Raw genomic sequence first — 26,925 nt, forward strand, 5'->3', positions numbered from 1 at the left:
TGTCATCAGGTACCCGTGCAGGAGGATTACGCTGTACCCGTGTAGGAACGGCCCTGCCGGGACGCCGAATCGGTGGCGTAGGATCTCTAGGATCTGGCTTCGCCACACAAACCATTGGGGCCGCAAAGCGGCCCCAATGGGATTGAGTGAGCCGAACTCTCCGTGAGGACGGCGCGCTCGTTTCAACCGAAATACCGCTTACTTAGCAGGTGCTTCAGCAGGTGCCTCGGCCTCAGGCTCACCGCCTTGCAGCTGCGCGGGGTCCTTGATCGCAATCAGTTCCAGGTCGAACACCAGAACCGAATTGGCCGGGATCAATGGGCTCGGGCTCTGGGCGCCGTACGCCAGGTCAGCAGGGATGAACAACTTGTACTTCTCGCCAACGTGCATCAATTGCAAGGCTTCGACCCAACCTGGGATCACGCCACTGACCGGCAGGTCGATCGGGCTGCCACGCTCGACGGAGCTGTCGAAGACCTTGCCGTCGATCAACTTGCCTTCATAGTGAACGGTCACTACGTCGGTTGGCTTGGGCTGCGGGCCATCGGCCTTCTTGATCACCTCGTATTGCAGGCCCGAGGCGGTGGTCACTACGCCTTGCTTCTTGCCATTTTCCTCAAGGAATTTCTTGCCCGCAGTGGCCGCCTCTTCGCTGGCCTTGGCCAGGCGCTCTTCGGCACGCTTTTGCAAGGCAGTGAAGGCTTCTACCAGCTCTTCGTCCTTCAGGCGCTGCTCTTTCTTGCCAACGGCATCCTCGATACCCAGCGCTACCGCCTTGGAATCAAGGTCATCCATGCCTTCTTGTGCCAGGCTCTTGCCCATGTTCAGGCCAATGCCGTAGGAAGCTTTCTGCGCAGGCGTTTTCAGTTCGGGGCTGCTGGCCTGCTGATCACAACCAGCCAGTACCAGGCCTACCAGGGCAACCGCAGCCGCCAAACGATGCTGTTTCATGCTAATTCCTTGTTCATGCGCCATAAGGGCAATCAGGGTAGAGGCCGCGAGCTTAGCAGGCGGCCCTCACCAATGGCTACCGGCATAGGAGCGGGTTTGAGTAAGTAAGTTCAGCAAGTGAATCGTTATTCATCAACCAGGTAACGGCCATGTTCAATGACCTGGAAGATTTCCCTTTCGTGCGCCTCGTGTCGTGTCGAAAACAGCAGGCAGCGACAGGGAAATCATCCACGATCAAGTGTCGCACCCGTGCTCGAAGGTGGCATGTGGATATGCCGTGGGTCTATGCTCTGAGGCATTCTAGCTGGAGTGATTGTTCGCGTTTATGTCCAAGGTCATCATCAAATCCCCCGCCGAGCTCGACCTGATGCGCCGCGCAGGCCAACTGCTTGCACAGGTGTTCGCCGAACTCGACAGGTTCATACGTCCAGGCGTCACCACCCTGCAGATCAATGACCACGCCGAAGACTTCATCGTCCAGACCTTGAGGGCCAGGCCGGCAAGCAAAGGTCAGTACGGCTTCCCCTTTGCGCTCAACACCTCGGTCGATCATGTCGTGTGCCATGGCATGCCAGACGCCCATGAAGTCCTTGAAGAAGGTTCGATCGTCAACGTCGACATCACGCTGGAGCAAGGCGGTTACATCGCTGACTCTTCGAAGATGTATGCCATTGGGCAGATCGATGATGAAGCCCGGCGCCTGGTCGACACCACCTACGCGGCGCTGTGGAAAGGCATCGAGCAAGTGCGACCCGGCGCGACCCTGGGTGACATTGGCCACGCCGTACAGGCTCATGCCGAGGCCGCAGGTTACAGCGTGGTCCGTGAGTATTGTGGCCATGGCATTGGCCAGCAGATGCATGAAGCGCCGGAGGTGCTGCATGTGGGTCAGCGCGGCATGGGCATGAGGCTCAAGCCAGGCATGGTGTTCACCATCGAGCCCATGATCAACCAGGGCGGGCGTGGCACCCGCACGCTCAAGGATGGCTGGAGCGTGGTGACCCGTGACGGCAGCCTGTCAGCACAATGGGAGCACACGGTGGCCGTGACGGACGAAGGTTTCGAGGTACTGACCCTGCGGGCCGAAGAGCGCCAAGGCTTGAATGGCCAGGCTGCGCGAGCCTGAACAGCGTCTACAGAGACTGAACTGCAGGCATAAAAAAAGCGACCCTAAGGTCGCTTTTCTTGTTGCTTCAGGGTGTTCAGTGGGCCCTTGAAGCTGAATATGGCGCAGCGGACGGGACTCGAACCCGCGACCCCCGGCGTGACAGGCCGGTATTCTAACCGACTGAACTACCGCTGCGCTATACATCGAGTGGTGGGTGATGACGGGATCGAACCGCCGACCCTCTGCTTGTAAGGCAGATGCTCTCCCGGCTGAGCTAATCACCCATGTCTCTCGGTGTGGCGCGCATTCTACGGACAACTTTCAATGCTGGCAAGCACTTATCGCTTTTTTTATGCCCTGCAGTTCGCGCCGAATTCAAGGCATAAAAAAAGCGACCCTAAGGTCGCTTTCTCGTTGCTTCAGGGTGTTCAGTAGGCCCTTGAAGCTGAATATGGCGCAGCGGACGGGACTCGAACCCGCGACCCCCGGCGTGACAGGCCGGTATTCTAACCGACTGAACTACCGCTGCGCTATACATCGAGTGGTGGGTGATGACGGGATCGAACCGCCGACCCTCTGCTTGTAAGGCAGATGCTCTCCCGGCTGAGCTAATCACCCTTCGTCTCGGTGTGGGGCGCATTCTACGGACGGTCCTGCCCCCTGGCAAGCACTTTCTTTCACTTTATTTCGAAAAAAGTACAGATCTTTCAACAACCTAGCGCAGCGGCCCGATTTCGTTCGGTTTGTGCACTGCTGGCCCTCTGACAGGGTTGGCCTTCCGGGGCTGGTAGGAGAATAATGCCCGCCTTATGCATTAATGAGAGACTCCCCCGATGTGGTTCAAGAACCTGCTGACCTACCGCCTGACCCAGGACGTCCCCTTCGAGCCTGAAGCCCTGGAGGCTGCCCTGGCCAGCAAGCCAGCCCGTCCGTGCGCCAGCCAGGAGCTGACCACCTACGGTTTCGTCGCCCCGTTCGGCAAGGGCGAAGATGCGCCGCTGGTCCATGTCAGCGGTGATTACCTGCTGATCGCCGCCCGCAAGGAAGAACGTATTCTGCCCAGCAGCGTGGTCAATGACGCGGTCAAGGAAAAGGTCGAGGAGATCGAGACCGAACAGATGCGCAAGGTCTACAAGAAGGAGCGTGACCAGATCAAGGACGAGATCATTCAGGCCTTCCTGCCCCGCGCCTTCATTCGCCGCTCCATGATCTTTGCTGCCATTGCCCCGCGCCTTGGGGTGATTCTGGTCAACTCGGCCAGCGCCAAGCGCGCCGAAGACCTGCTGTCCACCCTGCGTGAAGTGATGGGCTCGCTGCCCGTGCGGCCGGCCACCGTCAAGATCGCCCCGGTGGCCACCATGACCGACTGGGTCAAGTCCCAGAAGGCCGCCGAAGGCTTCTACGTGCTGGACGAATGCGAGCTGCGCGACACGGCCGAAGATGGCGGCATCGTGCGCTGCAAGCGCCAGGACCTGACCGGCGAGGAAATCCAGCTGCACCTGAGCACCGGCAAGGTGGTGACCCAGCTCGCCCTGGCCTGGCAGGACAAGCTGTCGTTCGTACTGGACGACAAGATGGTCATCAAGCGCCTGAAATTCGAGGAACTGCTGCAGGAGCAGGCCGAGCAGGATGGCGGTGACGAGGCCGCGCAGCAGTTCGACGCCAGCTTCCAGCTGATGATGATGACATTTGCAGAGTTCTTGCCCGTGCTCTTCGAAGCCCTGGGCGGCGAAGAGATCCCGCAAGGGGTGTGAGCCCGCTGAGGGTTGGCAGTACCCATGATGCGTGAGGGCGGCACCGTTGCCGCACCTCATCCCCTGCCTGCAGCGCAAATGCCCGGGCATGCAGTCGAACTGGAGATCACCCCATGCGCGCCCTCGCCACCTTGAGTCGATTCGTCGGCAACACCTTTGCATTGTGGGTATTGGTGTTCGCCGTGCTGGCCTTCCTGCAACCGCAATGGTTCATTGGGTTGAAGGTGGCCATCGTGCCCTTGCTGGGGCTGGTGATGTTCGGGATGGGCCTTACGCTCAAGCTCGACGACTTCGCCGCCCTCGCCCGCCAACCCTGGCGGGTCATGCTGGGGGTGGTCGCGCATTTCGTGATCATGCCGGGCATGGCCTGGCTGCTGTGCCAGTTGTTCCAGCTACCACCGCAAATTGCCGTGGGCGTGATCCTGGTCGGTTGCTGCCCGAGCGGCACGGCTTCGAACGTGATGGTGTGGCTGTCGCGCGGCGACCTGGCGCTGGCCGTGGCCATCGCTGGCGTCACCACGCTGCTGGCGCCACTGCTGACGCCTGCGCTGATCTGGTTCCTGGCCTCGGCCTGGCTTCCGGTGTCCTTCATGGACATGTTCTGGTCGATCCTGCAACTGGTCATGCTCCCGATCGTGCTCGGCGTGCTGGCCCAGCGCCTGCTGGGTGAGCGTGTGCAGGCTGCGGTTCAGATCCTGCCACTGGTGTCGGTGGTGAGCATCGTGCTGATCGTGTGCGCCGTGGTGGCCGCCAGCCAGGCGAAGATCGCCGAGTCGGGGCTCCTGATCATGGCGGTTGTCATCTTGCACAACAGCTTCGGTTATTTGCTGGGGTACATCACCGGCAAGCTGTGCAAACTGCCCTTGGCCCAGCGCAAGTCGCTGGCGCTGGAGGTGGGCATGCAAAACTCCGGGTTGGGGGCAGCCCTTGCCGCTGCGCATTTTTCGCCCCTGGCCGCCGTGCCCAGCGCATTGTTCAGCGTTTGGCACAATATTTCCGGGGCGCTGCTTTCCACCTGGTTCCGACGTCTGGAGGACACCCCTTCCGACGGCGAGGACGCAAAACGCGTCAGACACTGACAGGCGATTGGCTAGCAGGCTTGCCCGCAAGACCCTAGATGTGCACCATGGGCCTACGGTGAGGACGACCTCACGACGCCCAGCGTGATCACCCAGGGGACGGCCCCATCACTTGCAACGATGGAGACGCATCATGTCCTGGATCATCCTGTTCTTCGCCGGCCTGTTCGAGGTCGGCTGGGCCGTTGGCCTCAAATATACTGACGGCTTCAGCAAGCCACTGCCCACCGCGCTCACGGTTGCCGCCATGGCCGTCAGCCTCGGTCTGTTGGGCCTGGCGATGAAAGAGCTGCCGCTGGGCACGGCCTATGCCATCTGGACCGGCGTCGGCGCCGTGGGCACCGTGATCGCCGGCATCATCCTGTTCGGTGAGTCCATGGCGCTGGTTCGACTGGTCAGCGTGGCGCTGATCGTGTGCGGCCTGGTTGGTCTCAAGGTCAGCGCCAGCTGATACCGGTCAGCTGGCCAGGCGCGCTCAGCGGTTGCCTGCGCGCAGGCCAATGACCTGCTCGCGCAGCCGCTCCGGTAGCGCCTCCTGTGCAGGGATGGCGCTGCCTGCCACGACAGTCACCCGGGACCACATTCTTCTGAAAAACCCTTTGGCCGGGTCGCGACTGAAGAAACTGCCCCATAGCCCTTGCAGCGCCAGGGGAATCACTGGCACGGGCGTCTGTTCAAGAATATGGCTCAGGCCGCCCTTGAACACGTCGATCTCACCGTCCCCTGTCAATTTGCCCTCGGGAAAGATGCACACAAGCTCGCCGTCAGCCAGGTAACGGGCAATGCGGGTGAAGGCGCGCTCGTATGTCGCCAGGTCCTCGCTACGCCCGGCAATGGGTATGGCGCCCGCGGTGCGAAACACGAAGTTCAACACGGGCAGGTTGTAGATCTTGTAGTACATGACGAAACGAATAGGACGGCGTATGGCGCCAGCGAGCAACAGGGCATCGACGAACGACACGTGGTTGCACACCAGCAATGCCGCGCCTTCATCGGGAATGTGCTGCAACCCCTGGTGCTTGACGCGGTACATCGAGTGACTGAGCAGCCAGATGAGAAACCGCATGGTGAATTCGGGCACGATGCTGAATATGTAGGCGTTGACGGCGATGTTCAGCAGCGAGACGACCAAAAACAGCTGGGGAATGTCCAGCCCAGCCACGCCCAGCAAAACCATGGTCAACAGGGCCGACACCACCATGAACAATGCATTGAGGATGTTGTTGGCAGCGATCACCCGCGCGCGCTCGTCCACGGCCGTGCGTGACTGAATCAACGCGTACAGCGGCACGATATAGAACCCGCCGAACACCCCGAGCCCGACGATGGACAGCAGAATCCACCACGCTTGGTGCAGGCCCAGCAGGTCGAGCCAGTCATGGGCGCTGGCGGCGCTCGGCACATCCCCGGAATGCCACCACCACAGCAGGCCGAACACGGTCAGGCCGAAGGAGCCGAACGGCACCAGGCCGATTTCCACCTTGCGCCCGCTCAGGCGCTCACACAACAAGGAACCCAGGGCGATGCCCACCGAGAACAGCGTCAGCACCAAGGTGACCACGGTGCCATCGCCGTGCAGCCAGTCTTTGGCGTAGGCCGGGATCTGGGTCAGGTAAATAGCACCGACGAACCAGAACCAGGAGTTGCCGACGATCGAGCGCGATACCGCAGGCGGCTGGGCAAGGCCCATGCGCAGGATGGTCCACGACTGCCTGAAGATGTTCCAGTCCAGCTTCATGTGCGGTGAGGCAGCAGCGGCGCGGGGAATCCAGCGGCTGGCCAGGTAGCCCAGTACAGCAGTGCCCACTACGCCCCCGGCTACCACCGTGGCGTAGTTTTCGGCTGACATCATTACCCCGGCGCCGATGGTGCCGGCGAGGATGGCCAGGAAGGTGCCCGTCTCTACTAGCCCATTGCCGCCGACCAGCTCTTGCTCGCGCAGCGCCTGGGGCAGGATCGAGTACTTCACCGGCCCGAACAGCGCCGAATGGGTACCCATGCCGAACAAGGCCACCAGCATGAGGGCCAGGTGATTGGTCGCAAACCCCAGCGCGCCGACCGACATGATGCCGATCTCCGCCAGCTTGATCACCCGAATGAGCGCGTCCTTGGGAAACTTCTCCCCGAACTGCCCACCCAGCGCCGAGAAAAGAAAGAACGGCAGGATGAACAGCAAGGCACACAGATTGACCCAGATGGACCGGTCACCGTCCCCAAGGCTCAGCTTGAACAGGATGGCCAGGATCAGCGACTGCTTGAACAGGTTGTCGTTGAACGCACCGAGCGACTGGGTAATGAAAAAAGGCAGGAAGCGCCGCTTGCCGAGCAAGGTGAATTGCGAGGAATGACTCATCGTCCTTGGTCCTGGATTGAGGTTCAGCCGTGATGGCAGTCAGCGGATGACTAGGGTTAGGCCCGCGCCGACAGCGGTAGCCTGCCTCGGTACACGCAGGCAAGCAAGGACTGTGACGAGCAGGCAAGGCGCCCTTGGAGCCTCAGCGCCTCAACACCCCGTCGCCGGGCTGTTTGCCAAGGGCGCTGGTCGATGATGCCTTGCTTGGCTCAAGCGAAGCCAAACAGCGTTCTGGCCGTATCGACAAGCAGTGCCTGACGCAACTGAGCCGAGCACCCCAGTGCCTCGAATTGCTCAAGGGCCTGGCCAAAACTCATCGCTCTTTCATGCTGCGTATGCGGCCAGTCGCTGCCCCACATCAGGCGCTCGGCCCCATAATGCGCTTCCAGCGCGCCCAGCGCCTGGCGGGCGAACAGCACGTTCTGCTCGGGCGAGCCTTCCAGACGGTAGATACCGGAAACCTTCACCCAGACATTACCCTGCCCGCCCAGGGTCAGCAGCTCGGCGAAACCCGCTTGCCCCAGCCCGTTGCGCGCATCGGGCCTTCCCAGGTGGTCGATGACGATATCCAGCCCATACGGTTGCAGCGCCCGCACCAGGGTGGGAATGTCCGCCAGGTGTCGATGCAGCTCGACGTGCCAGCCCAGCTCGGCCATGCATTCGAAGCGATGGCGCCACTGCGGGGCCGCAAGGTCCGGTAGCGGTTGCCCCATGAGGTTCAGGCGCACGCCTCTGACCCCTAGCTGGTCCATCCGGATGAGGGTTTGGCGGGCAGCGTCCGGCTCAAGCATCACCACCCCCCGCAGGCGCCCCTGAGCGGCCTGCAGAGCGCCCAGCAGATAGCCATTGTCGGCACCCAGGAAACTGGGCTGTACCAGAACGCCATGACTGAAACCGTGCGCCTGCAACTGGCTGAGATAGTCAGCCAACGGCGCATCGTACGCGGGGGCATAACGGCGCTCGCGCGCCAGTGTCAGCCCTTGGCTGAACACGTGGGCATGGCTGTCGATGGCAATAACGGAGCAAGTAGGGTCGTGAGGCATGTCTTTGATCTATAGGTCAGGTTACTGGGCGGCCACACCGGGTGCTTGCGGGGCAGGTTCGAGGTTGCGGCCGCGTGTTTCTGGCAGGCACAGCGCGGCGATCACCGCCACGCCGTAGGCGATGCCGGCATCGATGCCGATGGCGGTACCCAGCGACATGGATTCGCTCATGTGTCCGACCAGGAATGGGAAGACAGCCGAGAGCACACGGCCGAAGTTGTAGCAGAAGCCCACCCCTGCTCCGCGCACGTCGGCAGGGTACAGCTCGTTGAAGAAGGCGCCGAGGCTTGCCGGAATACCGGCTGCGAAGAAGCCCAACGGGAAACCCAGGAACAGCATCTGGGTGTTGCTCAACGGGAAGAAGACATAGGCCTGAACCGTCAGCACGCAGCACAGCGCAAACAGCAGGATGTTGCGACGCCTGCCGATGCGATCGATCAGCAGCCCGCTGACGACACAGCCACACCAGAACGCGAAGATGATCACCGCCAGGTAGCCACCGGAATTGAGCACCGACAGGTTGCGTTCGGTCTTGAGGAAGGTCGGCAGCCAGGTCATCACCGCATGGTAGCCACCATGCGCCCCGAGGCCCAGCAAGCCGCCCAGCAGCGTGACACGCAGCAGTTCAGGGCGAAAGATCCCGGCCATCGAGGCGAAGAAGCCCTGGGGAATGGCGTTCTGTTTCTGCAGGCGTTGAAAGCTGTCCGGTTCTGGCACGTTGCGACGCACCCAGATGATCAGCAACGACGGCAACAGGCCAACGAAGAACATCACACGCCAGGCGAATTCCTGCGGCACCAGCGAATAGATCAAGGTGAACAACGCCACCGCCAGGCCCCAGCCTACCGCCCAGGCGCTTTGCACCGTGCCCATGACCTTGCCGCGGTACTTGGGGTTGATGGTCTCGGCCATCAGCACGGCCCCGGCCGCCCACTCCCCACCAATGCCAAAGCCTTGCATGGCCTTGACGAACAGCAGTGGATAGAACCCTGTCACGAAAGCCGAGAGGAACGTGAAGCAGGAGAACCACAGGATCATCCATTGCAACGTGCGCACACGGCCGTACCGATCCGACAGGGTTCCGCCAAGCCAACCGCCGATCGCGGAGGTCACCAGGGTCAGGCCGCTGATCAGGCCCGCATCGCCTTTGGACAGCGAGAAAGCCGCGATCAGCGCGGGAATGGCCAGGCCGAACATCTGCACTTCCAGCGCATCGAGCGACCAGCCCCCAAAACAGGCCCAGAAGGTCTTGCGTTCGCGCGATGTTATTTGGCGGTACCAGCTGAACATGATTTTTATCCTTTTAATGGTGAGGGGTACGCTGGGTTGCATGCAGCGCAGGCAACCGAGCAGGCGAAGCCACTGCGCCCGGGTGACGGGGCGCAGGCAGGTAAAAAAAGGTTGAAACGGCGCGGTCAGCGAATATCGATGCGGTAACGGAAGTGCTGCGCGTGCCCTCGCGACCGGCGCCACTCCAGGGGCTTACCGGCGTAGTCACGGGCCAGCCGCTCGATCACCACGATCGGGCTGCCAGCCGGTACCTGCAGAAGGCGCCCGTGTACTTGATCCACGGCCTCGGCAGTCAGGGTCTCTTCGGCAGCAGCGACCACTTGCCCACACACCTGTTCGTAGATCGGGTAAAGCAACGGGCCCTTGCTATCCAGATCGGTCTCCAGCAGCAACTTAAACGGCTGGCGGGGCAGCCAGATGTCCTCGGCCAGCACGGGCTGGGCGTCGAGCAGACGAAGGCGCTGCAAGTGGATCACATCGGCTGCGGGGGCCAGCCCCAAGGCCTGGGCCACGGCAGACGGGGCCGCCACGACGTTCATTCCCAGGATGCGACTCATCGGCACGACACGCTCGCCGTTGACCGCCTCAAAGCGGAAGAAGCGAAACAGCGAGGATTGGAACTGTGGACGGCGGATGAAGGTGCCTCGCCCCTGCTGACGCTCAAGCACGCCTTCGGCCACCAGCGCATCGATGGCCTTGCGCACGGTGCCTACCGACAGGTCGAATTCGGTCGCCAGCGCAGCCTCGGTGGGAATCGCTTCACCGGGGTGCCAGCGATTGTTGGCAATCTGGGCTAACAGATGGTCGCGTAGCTGTTGGTAGCGTGGCAGTCGTGTGTCGCTGGCGAGTGGAAGCATGGGCGTGTTCTCGTCTTGTTATATATACATCTATATGAATTTTTCGGGAGTATTTGCTTCGCGGCATCATCTGTCAATCCTCCATCGGTCAACTGGCTTCGCCCGAGCCTGCAATTGGGGGCGTCATGCTGCGACCACCTGCCACTGCGACCATCGTCTGCGCTGACGGCGCGCCACCTGTCGTGCCAGACTGGTTGACCGGGCCTCGTTATCCATTAAGCGTCGGAGTCACCATGTCGTTGTCCAGCGGGCTGATCGCCGCGGTCGCCCTGGCCTATATGGCCGTCATGTTCGCCATCGCCTTCTATGGCGACCGGCGCAGCACCCCATTGCCGCCCAAATTGCGTGCCTGGGTGTACAGCCTGTCGCTGGCGGTGTATTGCACCAGCTGGACGTTCTTCGGCGCGGTCGGACAAGCGGCCGAGCAGCTGTGGGCATTCCTGCCGATCTACCTGGGGCCGGTATTGCTCCTGGTCTTCGCACCCTGGGTGGTGCAGAAGATGGTGCTGATCAGCAAACAGCAGAACATCACTTCCATCGCCGACTTCATCGCCGCCCGCTACGGCAAGTCCCAGACGCTGGCCGTGGTGGTGGCCCTGATCTGCCTGGTGGGGGTGCTGCCCTACATCGCCTTGCAGCTCAAGGGCATCGTACTGGGCGTCAACCTGTTGATCGGCGCCAGTGCAGACGCCACCGGCACACGCGTACAGGACACAGCGCTAGTGGTGTCGCTGGTGCTGGCGTTGTTCGCCATCGTATTCGGCACGCGCAGCCTGGATGTCACCGAGCACCACCGGGGCATGGTGCTGGCGATCGCGTTCGAGTCGTTGATCAAGCTGCTGGCGTTTCTGGCCGTGGGGATCTTCGTCGTCTTTAACCTCTACGATGGGTTCGATGACCTGTTCACCCAGGCGCGCCAGTCCATCGAACTGCACGATTACTGGACGGAGACCATCAACTGGCCGTCGATGGTGGTCCAGACGGCCGTTGCCATGATGGCCATCATCTGCCTGCCACGGCAGTTTCATGTGACCGTTGTGGAAAACATCGAGCCGCAGGACATGCGCCTGGCACGCTGGGTGTTCCCGATTTACCTGGCCCTGGCCGCCCTGTTCGTGGTGCCCATCGCCCTGGCGGGGCAGATGCTGCTGCCGGGTACGGTGATATCGGACTCATTCGTGATCAGCCTGCCCCTGGCCGAGGCACACCCCAGCCTGGCGCTGCTGGCATTCATCGGTGGCGCGTCAGCTGCTACCGGCATGGTCATCGTCGAGGCGGTAGCGCTGTCGACCATGGTGTCCAACGACATGCTGCTGCCCTGGTTGCTGCGTCGCAACAACGCCGAGCGACCATTCGAGGTGTTCCGGCACTGGATGCTTTCGGTTCGGCGGGTCACCATCGTGGTCATCCTGCTGCTGGCGTACGTCAGTTACCGCCTGCTGGGCTCCACGGCCAGCCTGGCGACCATCGGCCAGATCGCGTTCGCCGCCGTGACCCAATTGACGCCCGCCATGCTCGGCGCGCTGTACTGGAAGCAGGCTAACCGCCGGGGCGTTTTTGCAGGCCTGGCGGCGGGTATTTTCCTGTGGTTCTACACCCTGGTGCTGCCCATCGCCGCCCACAGTCTGGGCTGGTCGCTGCAGGTGTTTCCAGGGTTGGCGTGGTTGCATGGCAACCCGTTGAATCTGCCGATCAGCCCGCTGACCCAAGGCGTGGTGCTATCGCTTGCCGGCAACTTCACCCTGTTTGCCTGGGTCTCGCTGCTGTCGCGTACCCGCGTGTCCGAGCACTGGCAAGCGGGCCGCTTCATTGGCCAGCAGACCAGCGCCCGCCCCAGCAGCAAGCCGCTGCTGGCGGTGCAGATCGACGACCTGCTGACCTTGGCATCGCGTTTCGTGGGTGAGGAGCGCGCGCGGCAGAGCTTCATTCGGTTCGCCTATCGCCAGGGCAAGGGCTTCAACCCCAACCAGAACGCCGACGGTGACTGGATCGAACACACCGAGCGGTTGTTGGCCGGTGTCTTGGGCAGTTCGTCTACCCGTGCAGTAGTCAAGGCAGCCATCGAGGGCCGCGACATGCAGCTCGAAGACGTGGTGCGCATTGCCGATGAAGCGAGCGAGGTGCTGCAGTTCAACCGGGCGTTGCTGCAGGGCGCCATCGAGAACATCAACCAGGGCATCAGTGTGGTCGACCAGAACCTGCACCTGGTGGCCTGGAACCGGCGTTACCTTGAGCTGTTCAATTACCCGGACGGGCTGATCAGCGTGGGACGGCCCATTGCCGACATCATTCGCTATAACGCTGAGCGCGGCCTGTGCGGCCCAGGGGAAGCCCAGGTGCACGTGGCCCGGCGTCTGCACTGGATGCGCCAGGGCCGGGCTCACTCGTCCGAGCGGCTGTTCCCCAATGGGCGCGTGATCGAGTTGATCGGCAACCCGATGCCAGGTGGCGGTTTCGTCATGAGCTTTACCGACATCACGCCGTTTCGCGAAGCCGAGCAAGCGCTGCGCCACGCCAACGAAAGCCTTGAGCAACGCGTGGCAGAGCGCACCTACGAGCTGTCGCAACTGAACCAGGCGCTGACCGAAGCCAAGAGCCATGCCGAAGCGGTCAGCCAGTCCAAGACCCGCTTCCTGGCTGCGGTCAGCCACGACCTGATGCAGCCGCTCAACGCCGCCAGGCTGTTTTCTGCGGCGTTGTCGCAGCAAGCCGAAGGCATGACCGAAGAAGCCCGGCAACTGGTCCAGCACATGGACAGTTCACTGCGTTCGGCCGAGGAGCTGATCAGCGACCTGCTGGACATCTCGCGCCTGGAAAACGGCAAGATCACCCCCGACGCCAAGCCGTTTGCCCTGAACGAGCTGTTCGACACCCTTGGGGCGGAATTCAAGGTGTTGGCTGCCGAGAAAGGCCTGGCGTTTCGCCTGCGCGGTAGCCGCCTGCGGGTCAACAGTGACATCAAACTGCTGCGCCGTGTGCTGCAGAACTTCCTCACCAACGCCCTGCGCTATGGCAAGAGCCCGATCCTGCTGGGGGCTCGCCGCCAGGGCGAGCGCCTGTGGCTGGAAGTCTGGGACAGGGGGCCCGGCATCGCCGACGACAAGCTGCACGTGATCTTCCAGGAGTTCAAACGCCTGGACAGCCATCAGACCCGCGCCGAAAAAGGCCTGGGCCTGGGCCTGGCGATCGCTGACGGACTGTGCCGGGTCCTGGGCCACACACTGGAGGTACGTTCCTGGCCAGGCAAGGGGACAGTGTTCCGCGTAAGCGTACCGATCTCTCAACAACCAGCCCTCGTCACTTCGGCGGTAGAGCAGCGCAGCGAGCCGCTGGCCGGGCTGCAGGTGCTGTGCGTCGACAACGAAGACAGCATCCTGATTGGCATGAACAGCCTGCTCAGCCGCTGGGGCTGCCAGGTGTGGACCGCACGCAGCCGCAGCGAGTGCGAGGCGCTGCTGGCCGAGGGCATGCGTCCGCACCTGGCCTTGGTGGACTACCACCTGGATGAAGGCGACACCGGCACGCGCTTGATGGGCTGGCTACGCACTCGGTTGGGCGAACCGGTGCCTGGGGTGGTCATCAGCGCCGACGGCAGCAAGGAAACCGTCGCACTGGTGCATGCCGCAGGCCTGGACTATCTGCCCAAGCCGGTGAAGCCCGCTGCCTTGCGGGCCCTGCTCAACCGTCATCTGAGCCTGGTGCAGTAAGCGCCTGGTCGGGCGCTTCATCGGCGAAGGCGCGTTCGAGCAAGTCGGGCGCCAGGCTTTTGCTGGCCCGGGCGCCGAGCAGCTTGAGCTGCTCGCTGCGACTGACCAGGTTGCCGCGCCCTTCGCACAGTTTGTTACGGGCTGCCGCGTAGGCCTTGTCCACCTGTTGCAGGCGGCTGCCCAGTTCATCCAGGTCCTGGATAAACAGCACGAACTTGTCGTACAGCCACCCGGCACGTTCGGCGATTTCCCGGGCGTTCTGGCCTTGGCGTTCCTGCTTCCACAAACTGTCTATCACCCGCAACGTGGCCAGTAAGGTGGTGGGGCTGACGATGACGATTTGCCGGTCGAAGGCTTCCTGGAACAGGTTGGGCTCGGCCTGCAACGCCGCCGAGAACGCGGCCTCGATGGGCACGAACAGCAGCACGAAATCCAGGCTGTGCAGGCCTTCGAGACGGCTGTAGTCCTTGCTTGACAGGCCCTTGACGTGACTGCGCAGGGACTGGACGTGCTGCTTGAGCGCCGCCTCGTCGTTGCCTGACACGAACTGCTGGTAGGCCGTTAGGCTTACCTTGGCATCGACCACCACCTGTTTGTTGCCCGGCAACATGATCAGCACATCGGGCTGGAAGCGCTCACCGTCAGCGCTCTTGAGGCTGACCTGCGTCTGGTACTCCCTGCCCTTTTCGAGCCCTGCGTGTTCGAGCACGCGCTCCAGGATCAGCTCGCCCCAGTTACCCTGGGTTTTCTGCCCCTTGAGCGCCTGGGTGAGGTTGGTCGCTTCATCGGACAGGCGCAGGTTCAGTTGCTGCAGGCGCTCGAGCTCCTTGCCCAGCGAAAAGCGCTCGCGGGCTTCCTGCTGGTAGCTTTCCTCGACACGTTTTTCGAACGCCTGGATGCGCTCCTTCAATGGGTCGAGCAGTTGGCCAAGGTGCTGCTGGCTGGTCTGGGCAAAGCGCTGTTCGCGCTCATCGAAGATCTTGGTGGCCATGTCGGCAAACTGGGCACGCAGGGTATCGCGGGCCTCCTGCAGGTCCTCGAGACGCTGCTGGTGGCTTTCCTGCTGCTCTCGCAGCTCGGCTTCCAGGCGTGCGGCCTGAGACTCCAGGCGGCGCTGCTCTGCCTCGCGGGTAGCGCGCTCCAGGTTCCAGGCATGGGCGGCGTCGCGGGCATTGTCCCGCTCGATCTGCAGCAGCTCCAGCTCTCGGCCCTGGGCTGCAAGCTGCGTCTGCTTGAGGGTATTGGCTTCGCTGAGGTCACTGACTTCATCACGACTGGCATCGAGTTGCGCCTGCAAACCGGCCTGGGCCAGCTGCGCTGCGTTCAGACGCTCTTCAAGCAAGGCACGCTCGCCATGCCGTGCCGCATGCCGACGCTGCAGCTGCATGACCCACACCAGGCACGGCACCGCGCCCGCCACCAAGCCCAGCAGAATGCTGGCCAGATCCACTGTCATGCCTACCCCGGTCACTGTCTGGCAAATTCGCTGAAGCTTAACAGCCTGACCGGCAGGTTGCCCGCGGCGCTGTCACATGCAGGGGTAATCAGTGCCCGAACCACTGACGCAGCAAACGGCGGGCCTCCTGGGATCCCTTCCCGGCCGCCAACTCCAGCCAGCTGCGAGCCTGCTCGGGCGCAGACGCCCGGCACGCTCGGGCATACTCCACCTGGGCGCGACAATCGCCTGCGCGTGCGGCCTGACGGAGCAGGTCATGGCCGATACGCCGATCACGGGCGCTGCCGCAGTCGCGGCAAAGCATCTGTCCCAGGCGGCTTTGAGCCACCACCACACCCTCGCGCGCTGGGCGCTTGAGTAACCGCCCAGCCAGGTGCTTGACCTGTGGTTTGTCGCCCAAACGCGAACTGTCGAGTAGCCACAGGGCAACTTTGAGCGTGAACCGTCCAGGGCGCTGTGCAGACGAGGGCATGGGGCTGGCGAGTTGTTTGCTGCGAGACTTCATGAGCGGCAGGTCAGGCAAATCGAAAAGCGCGCCACTCTACCGGTTTTTGACGTGCCGGCCTAATGCCGAGGACTTTTTTTATAAAAATTTCATGTGATTGTTTCTTGACGTTTGCAAGACGATGGATGGTCATGCGAGCTGGTCTGATTTTTGGCAAGACCCGAGACAATTTGGCGCCAACCCCGCACTAGAGCAAGCGGCGACGACAATCCACAGTTCCTGTGGATAAGTCGGTGGACAACACCCTATTCCCCCCCGCCAAGCCCCGAATTACGGGGGCTGCTGTCAAACTGACGATTTTTTCACCAACAAAAAATAGTGTTTTTTTTCATTGACTTAACTGGCCAGTCAAGTCATTGGCGACCGGAGCGGAAGGTAGGACGCGTTTGATACAAATCATCCTTTCGGTGTGAACAAGCCCCAGCCGGGCATCCGTTCGTGTGTCAGGCAGGCGTTCTAGGCATCCTCTAAGCGTGCTCTACCCCCTTCCCACCGGCAAAATTAAGGGCCATACTGCTCGGCTACCCAAGCGCTTCCAGGGCTTGCCTTCATTGAAAGGTTCAGGTAGGATGCGCCTCGTTAGTACCAAGCTGAAAGTCAATTCTGGCCAACAATGTCCTTGCAGATTCGCTTTCCCAACAGCGCGCTGCTGAAACCAGGACCGGCCCTTTCGATGACTCGCCCGCAGCCGATATGCTGCCGCGACATCCATCACGAGACTAATTGATCAGGATCCCGCACGAAGGCCCAGAACCTTGGCCCCGTGTGCTGCCTGTCCTCTGAAGTACCTACCAGTCAGCCCAAGCGCCCACTTTTGATTGCGCTCCTTCTGGCTGCTTTGTTCCAGCAGGTTCTCTCGTCCCTTAATAAAGACGTCACTGGAACGTTTCTATGATGCACGGATCTACTCCCCGTGTTTAATGCAGGAACCTCCAATAATATGCAAACTCAACATCAAATCCAGGCTGCAATCGGTACCCTTTCCCAAGCGTTCTCGCCGCTGAAATGCTTGCTCGTTGCACCACGCAAGGGCAGCTTCAGCTTCACGCTGGTGGACGAACACGGTATCGCCTGCCACACCGAACGTCTGTACCACGAGCAGTACAGCCGCAGCGAACCGCTGCAGGCCGTTATCGCCCGTACCCGCCAGTCACTCACCGCGTGAGCGGTGAATGCTGCGGCATTCACCCGTCAAATACACCCCCTCCCCGCTTGCCTGTACAAATCCAGCGTAATTGCCTTCGGGTATATCGCTCGGGTTGTCAGGCAGCAATCGATTTAAAAACAGCCCTTTACATCATCCTTATCACACTACACTTCAACTCGAGCGGTGCACGCCGCTTCCGGCGGGCCTGACCGTTCATCCAGCTGCCAAGCGCCTGCGCCCGTCGGTCTCTTACTGCTCGGGGGCACCATGGGTATTGCGGCCAAAGAATTACGTCAGCATGTCATCAGGCCCACACTGATCTACCTTGACCGCCACTGCGTGAGCGCCGAAATGTTGTTGCTCGGCATTGCTGCCTGCCAGTCGGCATTGGGATCGGCGCTGCACGGTCGACGTGGGCATGGTCTGTTTCGCATAGATGACCAGCGTCATCGGACGCTTTGGGACGATTACCTGGCACGCGATCCCGACTTGGCCAGCCGTGTACGCGGCCTGGCCAGCCAGCATGCCTTCCTGGGCGGACCCGACCTGGAACTTACCGTGAACCTGCGCTACGCCACCGCCATTGCCTGGCTACTTGTCGAAGCTCAGGCTGTGACCTTGCCTGCAGTGGACGACCGGATAGGCCAGGCGCGCATCTGGCGTCAGATTTTCAACCCCCAGGGTCGCTTGCGAGACTTCACAGAAGCCTGGCAAGCCTGCGTGGATCAGAAACTGCCAGTGGCTTCTTGAGACGGTTCTTACAGACTCAACTGAGAAAGGGAATTTTAGTCGGATTGTCCTACAAAACCGCTCTATCTCCTGCGATTGCGCCTATAGCGCGGCGCGTGATTTGTTGGTAGCTTTTCGCCTCGGAGATCCCAAGGAGTTCTAATAATGAAAAAAGTAATGCTCAAAACCTCCCTTGGCGTTGCTGTTGCGCTCGCTTCGAGCCAACTGTTCGCCAGCGGCTTCGCGTTGAACGAACAAAGCGTCAGCAGCATGGGGACAGGTTTCGCGGGACGTTCCTCTTCTGCCGAGGATGCCAGCACCGTATACGGCAACCCGGCCGGCATGTCCCGCCTCAAGCGCCAGCAGGTCACCGTCGGTGGCGCAGCGGTCATCGCCAAAACCGATATCTCGGGGCCTGGCAGCAACCTTGGGGGGGAAACTGACGGTGACATGGTACCGGTCGTCGGCGTGCCCATGGGTTACTACGTCAAGCCCATCGACGACCACTGGACCGTCGGCTTCGGTGTCTACGTGCCATTCGGTCTGGTCACCGACTACGGCAGTGACGACGCCGCGCGTTTTTGGGGCAAGAAAAGCCACGTGGAAGTGGTGACATTCCAGCCTACCGTCAGCTACGCCTTCAATGACAAGGTGTCGATCGGCTTCGGCCCGACCTTCAACCGGATCAAGGGCGAACTGGGTTCCAACCTGATCAACCCGGTCACTCCCGGGCGCAACGACGGTGAAGTCAAGATCAAGGGCGACGACACGGCGGTCGGCTATAACATCGGCCTGATGGTGCAAGCCACCGACCGCACGCGCATCGGCCTGACCTATCACTCCATGGTCGACTACAAGCTCGAGGGCAAGACCAAGGTCAACACCCCGCTGATCGGACCTTTCAGCGGCAGCAAGTTCGATGCCTCGCTCAAGATCAAGACGCCGGAGTCGGTGGACCTTTCGGTCACTCATGAGCTCGACGATCAGTGGACGCTGTACGCCGGCAGCACTTGGACGCGCTGGAGCCGTCTGAAGGACATCACTGTTCAGAACGATGTCCCGCGCCCATTGATCGGCTCAGCCTTCCAGACCATTTCGGAAGAACAGAACTGGCATGACACCTGGGCCCACGCCGTGGGTGCGTCGTACAAGGTCAACAAGGAGTGGGTGCTGCGCACCGGCTTCACCGTCGACCAGTCGCCGACCAACAACCAGGATCGCTCGCCGCGCATCCCCACAGGCGATCGCAAGATCTTCAGCCTGGGCGCCGGCTGGAGCCCGAGCGAGGACATGACCATCGACGTGGCGTATTCCTACCTGTGGGAAGAAGACACCAAGGTCAATCAGGTCAGCGCCACCAAGGGCGCCTACCGTGCCAAGTACGAGAACAGCGCGCACGGTGTAGGGGCGTCCCTCACTTACCGCTTCTGATCATTCCCGCTACTGGAAAACCGCCCTCGTGGCGGTTTTTTCATGTTGGCACTTGCCAATCTTCGCCAAGACGGTCGCGCAGGTAATGCATGAAGGCGTTTACCTTGCTCGTGAGTGCGAAGCGATCGGCCACGCAGAGATAAACGTCCATGGGTTCTGTCTGCGCATACGCCTGTCCGTCAGGGCTGTATTCGAACAGCGGCACCAGGGCACCGCAAGCCAGGTGCGGACGTGCAATGAACGCTGCCAGGCGAGTGATGCCGCCGTCATGCACCGCCATCTGCGTGAGCGCATCGATGTCGTCGCAGATGAGCACGTCGCCGAATTCGGGCTCCAGGCGCTGCCCATCACGCATGAACCCCCAACGCAACAGACGGCCATCGACCGGGTAGCGAAACACCAGACAACGGTGGTTGCGCAGGGCCTCTGGCGTTTGCGGTACACCGGCACTGGCCAGATACCCTGGCGCTGCACAGCAGACGAAAGGAATGCGGGCGATGTGCTTGGCGACCAGGTGCTCGTCCAGCTGGGGCGTGATGCGCAGGCTGACATCGATACCTTCACGTGCGTGGTCAACCTTTCTGTCGCTCATGACCAGCTCGATCGAGATACGCGGGTACAGCTCGCTGAACGCAGGTATCAGTGGCGCCAGGACGTGACGACCGAACGCGGAGGTCGAAGCGATGCACAGCCGACCTTGGGGCTCGGTTTCAGGCGTCATCACCGCTTGCTCAGCGCGCGCCAGGTCACGCTCTATCAGCCTGACATGCTTGTAGTACTGGGTGCCGGCGGGAGTCAGGGTCATGCGCCGCGTTGTGCGGGTCAGCAGGCGGACCTGCAGGTGTCCTTCAAGACGCGCCAGGTTCTGGCTCACGGCGGCTGGGCTGATGCCCAGGCTGCGGGCGCCCGCAGCAATACTTCCCGCTTCGACGACCTTGATGAAGCTGCGGATGGCGTTGAGCAGGTCCATGCTATGCCCTTGGGATTCGTAAGTTTTGCTTTATAAAGGACTAAGGCGCAGCGGTCTACTGGGGGAGCGCCGTGGGTTGATAGGGTAACGCCTCAATCGGACTCCAGGAGGTCGCATGACTGATGCCACTCAAAGCCGTCGCCGCAGACTGCATGTGAATGCCACGCCGTATGTGTTTGCCTTTTACATGTCGGCCATCATGGCGTTGCTGATGTGTTTCGTGATTACAGCAGCTAACGCCGGAATTGATCAGGATTATATAAGCAACGTGCTGAAAGCCTATCGATTGGCGATGCCGGTAGCCTTTGTTTGCGTGTTGATTGTAAGACCGATTGTGGGAAGGCTGGTTGCGATGACCGTGTATGCGGGTTGAATCGTGATGCAGCTGCCATTGTGGATAGATAGATCATCAACAATTACTACCCAGGGCACTCTAGCCAATAAACCCCCGCAATAACTAACGCCAATTGCTCTTGCTCTTGCTCTTGCTCTTGCTCTTGCTCTTGCTCTTGCTCTTGCTCTTGCTCTTGATCTTGATCTTGATCTTGATCTTGATCTTGATCTTGATCTTGCTTTGGCTTTGGCTTTGGCTTTGGCTTTGGCTTTGGCTTTTGATCTTGCTTTTGATCTTGCTTTTGATCTTCGCGACTTCAGAAGGCCGAACGCAGGTCTTGCGGAGGGAGGTGACAGGCATGGATGCCTGTCAAGCGCTGGGCCCCAGGATGGGGCCTACAGCGCGGTCCTCCCGGGAGCAAGACCGGAGTGAGGGAACCCCGAAGCGCAGCGTAGGGGCCGTATGAATGGAGCGCAGCGTTTTTTGGTTACTTTTTGTCGCGTTCGGTATGTGTCAAGGTAGTTGTCGTGTCTTGCCTAACCGACTTGCTGCTGGGCGTCTCGCTCACGATTCAGATACACATGGTCAGGCAGCTTCCAGCTGCGGATTCCTCGAGCCCAGCGCTCTGGACTCCCACGCTGAGCCACCGTGTAGACCTGTTCACGCTGCTTCAGCGCAGCAGCATCCTGCCTCCCATGTCGCTGCGCAGGAGTGACGTATTTAAGCGCGCTATGGCGGTGTTCATTGTTGTACCAGGCAGCAAACTCCATGACCCATACCCGAGCCTCGTCCAGTGATTCAAACGGCAGGCCTGGCCATCGCGAGCAGTACTTGGCCGTACGGAACAAGGCTTCGGCATAGGCGTTATCGTTGCTGACCCGCGGGCGGCTAAACGATGGCAGCACACCCAGATCACGCAGAGCGGCCAGCATTGTCGCGCCTTTCATGGCGCTGCCATTGTCTGAATGAAGCACCAATGTTTCCGGGCGGATTGCTTCACGCAGACAGGCACGTTCCAGCAAGACGCTGGCATGTTCAGCGCTCTCTGCCTCATGCACCTCATTCATGACCAGCTTGCGGCTGTAGATATCTTTGACCATGTACCAGTAGAAGTAACGGCCTTTGACTGTGCTGGGCAGCCAGGTGATATCCCAGCACCAAACCTGGTTCGGGCCGTCTGCCCTGTGCGTGGTGAGCGGCCTGGCTTGGGGCTTTCTGCCGCGTCCACGCCGATGTGCCTGGCCTGCTGACTTGAGCACTCGATAAAAGGTGGATTCTGAGGCCAAGTAAAGGCCTTCATCTGCCAACTTCGGCACGATTTCATGTGGAGTGAGGCCTGCACAGTCAGGACGATTGGCTGCTGCCAGAACCGCCAGCCGCTCCTGCTCGCTCAGTTTGTTGGCCGGCGTTGGGCGACTCGTTTCAGGCCGCCGGTCTTTAGGTTGGTTGCGCCACCGCTGCAAGGTGCGCTCGGTGATGCCCAGCTCTGTGCAGGCTGCACGCTGACGAGCGCCTGACTCGATAGCCGCATCGATCAACTCAAGGGCAGTGGTGCGATCTGCGGCGCTGGTCATTCGTCCTCGCCCTTGCCCCAGATCGCATTGGCCTTTTTTCGCAGCACCAACAACGCTGCCGTTTCTGCCAAAGCCTTTTCTTTGCGCCGCAGCTCACGCTCCAATTGCTCGATACGCTTGACCGAAGCAATATCTTTGGCGGGTTCCTGCTGGGTAGGCGTATTGGCTTGCTCACACGCTGCACGCCACAACACCAAGTCCGCCGGCACAATGCCTGCGGTACGGCAGTATGCCGAAATCTCTGCCTCGCTCATTGCGGCTGTCTGGAGCACTGCCCTGAACTTGTCAGCGCTGCTCCAGCGCCCGTTGCGCTTACCTGTTCCTGCCATCTGTGCTCCCTGGGTCTTGGCTTCGTTACGCCAAGTCCTGAGTGTGACAGCAGTGATGCCCGTTTGCTTGGCCAGCTCTACGACCGTACGGCTGATCGGGGCCGACATTTGCTCCAGCGCCCAGGCTTTTTCCTCAGCGGTGTAACGTCGTTGCTTCATGAGACAGTCCTCGCCCTCCATCTATTGCACGGGGCGACAACTATCCTGACATGGAGGGCGTTTGACAAAAAGTGACTCGCCGTAAGGGCGAAAAGGTGACTAAGCGTCGCCATCGCAAATGGACTATGCTCTCTTTCAACACCCACACCAACGCAATCAAACTTCAAACTTCAAACTTCAAACTTCAAACTTCAAACTTCAAACTTCAGAGCGTGGGCGCATACAGCAAGTTGGTATTCATTGGCGAGGGTGGCGCACAGTCACCTTTCCGCCCTTACGGCGGCTCACTTTTTGTCTTGTCAAAAAGTAAGCAAAAACCGCCTGCTCCTATCATCCGGCCCCTACGCTACGCTCCGGGGTTCCCTCGCTCCGGGCTTGCTCCCGGGAGGACCGCGCTGCAGGCCCCATCCTGGGGCCCAGCGCTTGACAGGCATCCATGCCTGTCACCTCCCTCCGCAAGCCCTGCGCTCGGCCTCCTGAAGTCGCGATCTGCGGCGCCTGAACTACCGCGCGCTTAGAATCAAGAGCAAGAGCAAGAGCAAGAGCAAGAGCAAGAGCAAGAGCAAGAGCGAAACAGCGCATTACTCTAGAACTGATATTCGAGCAGATTCCAAACTTTAAAGCCACACACAACCCCTGCAGGCGCGGCCCATCGCGGCACAAGGACGCTCCAATCGATTGCAGGCAATTGGCTAAGAACCCTTATGACCTTTCATATATTCATCAGCCACAGATCACTACAGTTCAATGACTCGAAACCACCGCAATTGAACTGAGATCAATACTTGAGCGCACCAAAAGATCAAGGCTGCGAAGCGATAGCTTTCTCAATCGCTGCCTTAAACTCAGCATCATCCGGTTTCGTCAAACTCGAAAAACTACCAATCACCTTGCCCTGACGATCAATCACATACTTGTAGAAATTCCACTTGGGCGCACTGCTCTGCCTGGCCAACTCCGCAAACATCGGAATCGCATCCTTGCCCCGCACCGCCTGTTCCTTGGTCATGGTGAACGTCACGCCATAATTCGCATAACACACCTTCGCCGTCTTCTCGCTGTCCGCATCCTCCTGCTTGAAGTCGTTCGAAGGCACGCCAAGCATCTCCAACCCACGGCCATGGTACTGTTTGTACACCGCCTCAAGCCCCTCGAACTGCGGCGCAAACCCGCAATAACTGGCCGTGTTGATCACCACCAACGGCTTACCGGCAAACCGCTCGCACAACGCGACCTCACCCTTGCCCCGCAATTCCGGCAACGTACCCTGCAACACGGCCGGGCATTCGGTCGCCCAGCTGGACGCGCTGGCCATCAACGCCAATACCGGCACCACCATCCACTTCACGCTCATGACATCTCGCTCCTGCTCGATCAACCTTGAACTGGCAGCGTAGCGGCTAACAGACGCCCATGCCCAATTGCATGAGCGCCATGCCGCCCTCGTGCCACCCCCAACAGGCCAGCATCAGCACCAAAAGCGCCACCAGCGCGAGAACCATACGGGTCAATACTGGGTTCATGCCGCCGTTACCTGCAAGCGTGCCACAGGCCGTTCACGGACCGGCCAGTTGAGCGCCGCAGCCAAGACACTCAGCAGGATCGCGATCTGCCAGACCAGGTCATAGCTGCCAGTGCGGTCATACACGACGCCACCCAGCCAACCGCCCAGAAACGCCCCGAGCTGGTGGAACAGGAACACGATACCGCCAAGCATCGACAAGTTACGCACGCCGAAGACCGTGGCGACGGTGCCGTTGGTGAGCGGCACCGTGGACAGCCACAACAGGCCCATCGCTATACCGAACAGGTACGCGCTGAATGCACTCACCGGCGCCCAGAGAAACAGCACGATGACGACCGCACGCAGCAGGTAGAGCCCAGTCAGCAAGCGTGGCTTGGACAGGCGCCCGCCCAGCCAACCAGCCGTGAACGTGCCCACGATATTGAACAGCCCCACCAGGGCCAGCACCGTGGTGCCCGTGGTGGCTGGCAGATGCTGGTCCACCAGGTACGCCGGCAGGTGCACCCCGATGAACACCACCTGAAAGCCGCACACGAAAAAGCCCAGCGCCAGCAGCCAGAAACCGGCGTGCCCACACGCCTCACGCAGCGCCTCGCCCAGCGTCTGCTCGTTGCCGTAAGAGGGCAAGGGACGGTCGCGCAACAGGCCTACCAACGGCACGATGAAGGCCACCAGCAGGCCCAGCACCAGCAAAGCCGCCGACCAGCCGAGCCATTGGATCAGGCCGAGGGTGCCGGGCAGCATGGCGAACTGACCGAACGAACCGGCGGCGCTGGCAATGCCCATGGCCATGCTGCGCTTTTCAGGCGGCACGGCCCGGCCGACGACGCCCAGAATGACCGAAAAGGACGTTCCCGACAGGCCAATGCCGATCAACAGGCCGGCGCTCAATGACAACGACCAGGCAGAGTCGGCCATGCCCATCATCGCCAGGCCCACCGCATACAGCACGCCGCCAACCATCACCACCCGCGAGGCGCCAAGGCGATCGGCCAACGCCCCGGCAAAGGGCTGGGCCAGGCCCCAGATCAGGTTCTGCAAGGCGATGGCGAAGGCAAAGACGCCGCGACCCCAGCCAAAATCAGCGCTCATCGGTGCCAGGAACAAGCCAAAGCCGTGCCTGACGCCAAGTGACAGCGCAAGGATCAGCGCCGCCCCAGTCAACACCCATCCACTGGTTCGCCATACAGACGTCATTGTTATTGTCTCCAGCCCATCGCAAGGTCGTCAGGTGCTGCCGTTGATGAAACCTGGCACTGCAAGGCCATCCACCGCCACGTACGCCGAGTCATCAAGGAAGCATTTGGTTACAGCATGAACGCTGAAGCTGACTGACAGCAAGCAGGACGTCAGCGCAGGTCGTCATTGATCTGTCGCCAGTCGCTTGCGGATGGGTTCGAACGCGGGGGTCGCTTGCCGCGGCAGCGGGTCGGCCAACCCCTGGTCGATCGCCTGCCAGTAGCGCCAGGGCACTTTGGCGGTGCCCAATTCGTAGTCCATCCCGTCCCAGCTGTCTTCGCGGAAACTGTAGAACGCCCAGTGCAAGCGGTGCTGATCGAGCACGCCCAGTACGTCCTCCAGGTACTGGCGGCAGCCTGACAGGCGGCGCATGCAGCCAAATTCGCCCACCACCAGGCGGGAACGGGGCACGTTCATGGTATCGGCCCAGTTCAGCGGGGCTTGCAGGTACTGCGCCACGCGCTGGCCGTCCCATTGCTGAAGCTGGCCGGCGAAGGGCACCGCCCCTGGATAGGCCAGCGGCTGTCGGCGGGCCATGTTGGGCGCACTGGTCGCTGCATAGGGTTCGTACATGTGCACGCTGTAGAGCACCCTGTCATCGGGCAGCGGCGCGGGCCAATAGGTGAAGGCATCGGCGGCGGCATACCAGCCCGAATCCACCATGATCGGCGTTACCGCATCCTCCTCGCGTATGGCCGCCGTCAACTGCCGGTACAGCGCCGGCAAATCACGCGCACCGCCTTGCTCGCGCGCATACCAGCGTTGCATGCGCTCCGGGCTGGCATGTTCGGGCAGATCGCTGCACTTTTCCGGTGCGGGCTCGTTCACCAGGTTGTACGCAGCGACCGCAGGATGATCCTTCAACGCACGGGCGACGTCGCGCCAAAAGGCTGCGGCCTGCGCCCAGTAGGTCTTGTCCTGCCACAGTCGGTCGTCGAAGGTGCCTTTATTGTTCTGCGACCAGCGCATGCCCGGCAATGATAGCGGTGCGATCACCACTTTGAGGCCGGCTCGATGGGCCCGATCCAACACCGACCGCAGGGTAGCCAGGTCGCTGGCGGGCAAGCCGTGGTAGCCATCGGCATTGCCCAATAGAAAGTCCCTGTCCGCAGGTCGCCATTTGTCATAGGACACCCGAACCCAGGTCGCGCCATAAGCCCGAAGGGCATCAAAGTAGGCCTGGTCAGGGGGCAATCGATTGAAGCTGTTGCCCCCATGCCGGGGTTGGTCCCAGAACGCCATGAGGTCGGCTGCCTGGGCGGCAGGTGGAGTGAAGCCCAGCAGGGCCAGGAAGAGCAGCCAATAATGCATCACACACGCCTTTTGGAAACAAGCGCCTGAGGGTAGTGCATCCGGTGAAGGCGTTTTACAGGATTAGTTTGCCG

The 26,925-nt window shown here is 61.1% G+C and carries 23 protein-coding genes and 4 tRNA genes; 9 read left to right on the forward strand and 18 right to left on the reverse strand.

Annotated features, from left to right (window positions below; all coding sequences use genetic code 11):
• Positions 1–198 precede the first annotated feature (198 nt).
• Positions 199–951, reverse strand: coding sequence for an FKBP-type peptidyl-prolyl cis-trans isomerase (locus tag B2J77_RS15240; protein WP_078478959.1), 753 nt, complete (start codon positions 949–951; stop codon positions 199–201).
• 325 nt (positions 952–1,276) lie between these two features.
• Here B2J77_RS15240 and map point away from each other — a divergent pair, with 325 nt between their 5' ends.
• Positions 1,277–2,077, forward strand: coding sequence for a type I methionyl aminopeptidase (map, locus tag B2J77_RS15245; protein ID WP_058604171.1), 801 nt, complete (start codon positions 1,277–1,279; stop codon positions 2,075–2,077).
• 100 nt (positions 2,078–2,177) lie between these two features.
• Here map and B2J77_RS15250 read toward each other — a convergent pair.
• The 4 genes from B2J77_RS15250 to B2J77_RS15265 form a co-directional block, all read right to left on the reverse strand.
• Positions 2,178–2,254: transfer RNA gene (locus B2J77_RS15250), tRNA-Asp, on the reverse strand.
• A gap of 13 nt (positions 2,255–2,267) precedes the next feature.
• Positions 2,268–2,343, reverse strand: a tRNA-Val gene (locus tag B2J77_RS15255).
• 168 nt (positions 2,344–2,511) lie between these two features.
• A tRNA-Asp gene (locus B2J77_RS15260) sits at positions 2,512–2,588 on the reverse strand.
• 13 nt (positions 2,589–2,601) lie between these two features.
• Positions 2,602–2,677, reverse strand: a tRNA-Val gene (locus B2J77_RS15265).
• Between the two features lie 215 nt (positions 2,678–2,892).
• Here B2J77_RS15265 and rdgC point away from each other — a divergent pair.
• The 3 genes from rdgC (at position 2,893) to sugE (ending at position 5,343) form a co-directional block, all read left to right on the forward strand.
• Positions 2,893–3,813 (forward strand): recombination-associated protein RdgC, encoded by a 921-nt coding sequence (rdgC, locus tag B2J77_RS15270; RefSeq protein ID WP_023533890.1) that lies wholly within the window; start codon positions 2,893–2,895, stop codon positions 3,811–3,813.
• Positions 3,814–3,926: 113 nt separating this feature from the next.
• Positions 3,927–4,892, forward strand: coding sequence for a bile acid:sodium symporter family protein (locus B2J77_RS15275; RefSeq protein WP_058604170.1), 966 nt, complete (start codon positions 3,927–3,929; stop codon positions 4,890–4,892).
• A 133-nt stretch (positions 4,893–5,025) separates the two neighbouring features.
• Positions 5,026–5,343, forward strand: coding sequence for a quaternary ammonium compound efflux SMR transporter SugE (sugE, locus tag B2J77_RS15280; RefSeq protein ID WP_058604169.1), 318 nt, complete (start codon positions 5,026–5,028; stop codon positions 5,341–5,343).
• A 24-nt stretch (positions 5,344–5,367) separates the two neighbouring features.
• On the opposite strand, the gene B2J77_RS15285 is transcribed toward sugE, so the two are convergent.
• The 4 genes from B2J77_RS15285 to B2J77_RS15300 form a co-directional block, all read right to left on the reverse strand.
• Positions 5,368–7,245, reverse strand: a complete 1,878-nt coding sequence (locus tag B2J77_RS15285) for an MFS transporter (protein WP_078478960.1) — start codon at positions 7,243–7,245, stop codon at positions 5,368–5,370.
• A gap of 209 nt (positions 7,246–7,454) precedes the next feature.
• Complete coding sequence (locus B2J77_RS15290) at positions 7,455–8,288, reverse strand: amidohydrolase family protein (RefSeq protein ID WP_058638025.1); 834 nt, start codon at positions 8,286–8,288, stop codon at positions 7,455–7,457.
• A gap of 21 nt (positions 8,289–8,309) precedes the next feature.
• A complete protein-coding gene (locus B2J77_RS15295; protein WP_027915771.1) occupies positions 8,310–9,578 on the reverse strand; it encodes an MFS transporter in 1,269 nt (422 codons plus the stop codon).
• A gap of 125 nt (positions 9,579–9,703) precedes the next feature.
• On the reverse strand, positions 9,704–10,435 hold the full coding sequence (locus tag B2J77_RS15300; protein WP_058638024.1) for a GntR family transcriptional regulator: 732 nt from the start codon (positions 10,433–10,435) through the stop codon (positions 9,704–9,706).
• Positions 10,436–10,668: 233 nt separating this feature from the next.
• Between B2J77_RS15300 and B2J77_RS15305 the strand changes: the two genes are divergently transcribed.
• Positions 10,669–14,142: a PAS domain-containing hybrid sensor histidine kinase/response regulator gene (locus tag B2J77_RS15305; protein ID WP_078478961.1), complete on the forward strand. Its 3,474-nt coding sequence runs from the start codon at positions 10,669–10,671 to the stop codon at positions 14,140–14,142.
• Here the strand turns inward: B2J77_RS15305 and rmuC are convergent.
• On the reverse strand, positions 14,114–15,484 hold the full coding sequence (gene rmuC, locus B2J77_RS15310) for a DNA recombination protein RmuC (protein ID WP_178091301.1): 1,371 nt from the start codon (positions 15,482–15,484) through the stop codon (positions 14,114–14,116). The genes B2J77_RS15305 and rmuC overlap by 29 nt on opposite strands.
• 202 nt (positions 15,485–15,686) lie before the next feature.
• Positions 15,687–16,103 carry a sel1 repeat family protein gene (locus B2J77_RS15315; RefSeq protein ID WP_058638021.1) on the reverse strand — a complete coding sequence of 139 codons (417 nt, stop codon included), beginning with the start codon at positions 16,101–16,103 and terminating at the stop codon, positions 15,687–15,689.
• Positions 16,104–17,043: 940 nt separating this feature from the next.
• Here B2J77_RS15315 and B2J77_RS15320 point away from each other — a divergent pair.
• The 3 genes from B2J77_RS15320 (at position 17,044) to B2J77_RS15330 (ending at position 19,410) form a co-directional block, all read left to right on the forward strand.
• Positions 17,044–17,268, forward strand: a complete 225-nt coding sequence (locus B2J77_RS15320; protein WP_027915766.1) for a hypothetical protein — start codon at positions 17,044–17,046, stop codon at positions 17,266–17,268.
• Positions 17,269–17,517: 249 nt separating this feature from the next.
• On the forward strand, positions 17,518–18,000 hold the full coding sequence (locus B2J77_RS15325) for a hypothetical protein (RefSeq protein ID WP_058638020.1): 483 nt from the start codon (positions 17,518–17,520) through the stop codon (positions 17,998–18,000).
• A gap of 144 nt (positions 18,001–18,144) precedes the next feature.
• The gene (locus B2J77_RS15330) at positions 18,145–19,410 is read left to right on the forward strand and encodes an OmpP1/FadL family transporter (protein WP_078478962.1); all 1,266 of its coding nucleotides are present in this window, start codon (positions 18,145–18,147) and stop codon (positions 19,408–19,410) included.
• 40 nt (positions 19,411–19,450) lie between these two features.
• Here B2J77_RS15330 and B2J77_RS15335 read toward each other — a convergent pair whose 3' ends face one another.
• Positions 19,451–20,380 carry a LysR family transcriptional regulator gene (locus B2J77_RS15335; RefSeq protein WP_058638018.1) on the reverse strand — a complete coding sequence of 310 codons (930 nt, stop codon included), beginning with the start codon at positions 20,378–20,380 and terminating at the stop codon, positions 19,451–19,453.
• 115 nt (positions 20,381–20,495) lie between these two features.
• On the opposite strand from B2J77_RS15335, the gene B2J77_RS15340 reads away from it, so the two are divergent.
• A complete protein-coding gene (locus B2J77_RS15340) occupies positions 20,496–20,753 on the forward strand; it encodes a DUF2798 domain-containing protein (RefSeq protein WP_078478963.1) in 258 nt (85 codons plus the stop codon).
• A gap of 84 nt (positions 20,754–20,837) precedes the next feature.
• Here the strand turns inward: B2J77_RS15340 and B2J77_RS21390 are convergent, their stop codons facing one another.
• From B2J77_RS21390 to B2J77_RS15370, 6 genes are all read right to left on the reverse strand, one after another.
• Complete coding sequence (locus B2J77_RS21390; RefSeq protein WP_153302513.1) at positions 20,838–21,074, reverse strand: hypothetical protein; 237 nt, start codon at positions 21,072–21,074, stop codon at positions 20,838–20,840.
• A 176-nt stretch (positions 21,075–21,250) separates the two neighbouring features.
• Positions 21,251–22,776, reverse strand: a protein-coding gene (locus tag B2J77_RS15350; RefSeq protein WP_416231880.1) for an IS3 family transposase whose coding sequence is annotated in 2 segments (ribosomal slippage) — positions 21,251–22,317 and positions 22,317–22,776 — 1,527 coding nt in all. Because the reading frame shifts where the segments join, the coding sequence is not laid out codon by codon here.
• Positions 22,777–23,578: 802 nt separating this feature from the next.
• The gene (locus B2J77_RS15360; RefSeq protein WP_058639477.1) at positions 23,579–24,130 is read right to left on the reverse strand and encodes a glutathione peroxidase; all 552 of its coding nucleotides are present in this window, start codon (positions 24,128–24,130) and stop codon (positions 23,579–23,581) included.
• A 46-nt stretch (positions 24,131–24,176) separates the two neighbouring features.
• Entirely contained in the window at positions 24,177–24,299 is a 123-nt protein-coding gene (locus B2J77_RS21735; RefSeq protein WP_267128929.1) for a hypothetical protein, read from the reverse strand.
• Entirely contained in the window at positions 24,296–25,498 is a 1,203-nt protein-coding gene (locus tag B2J77_RS15365; protein ID WP_058605365.1) for an MFS transporter, read from the reverse strand. The genes B2J77_RS21735 and B2J77_RS15365 overlap by 4 nt, the downstream gene beginning before the upstream one ends.
• Before the next feature lie 165 nt (positions 25,499–25,663).
• Entirely contained in the window at positions 25,664–26,782 is a 1,119-nt protein-coding gene (locus B2J77_RS15370; RefSeq protein ID WP_078479445.1) for a glycoside hydrolase family 5 protein, read from the reverse strand.
• Positions 26,783–26,925 lie beyond the last annotated feature (143 nt).

The organism is Pseudomonas parafulva (assembly GCF_002021815.1).
In the GTDB taxonomy this organism is placed as follows: Bacteria; Pseudomonadota; Gammaproteobacteria; order Pseudomonadales; family Pseudomonadaceae; genus Aquipseudomonas; species Aquipseudomonas parafulva_B.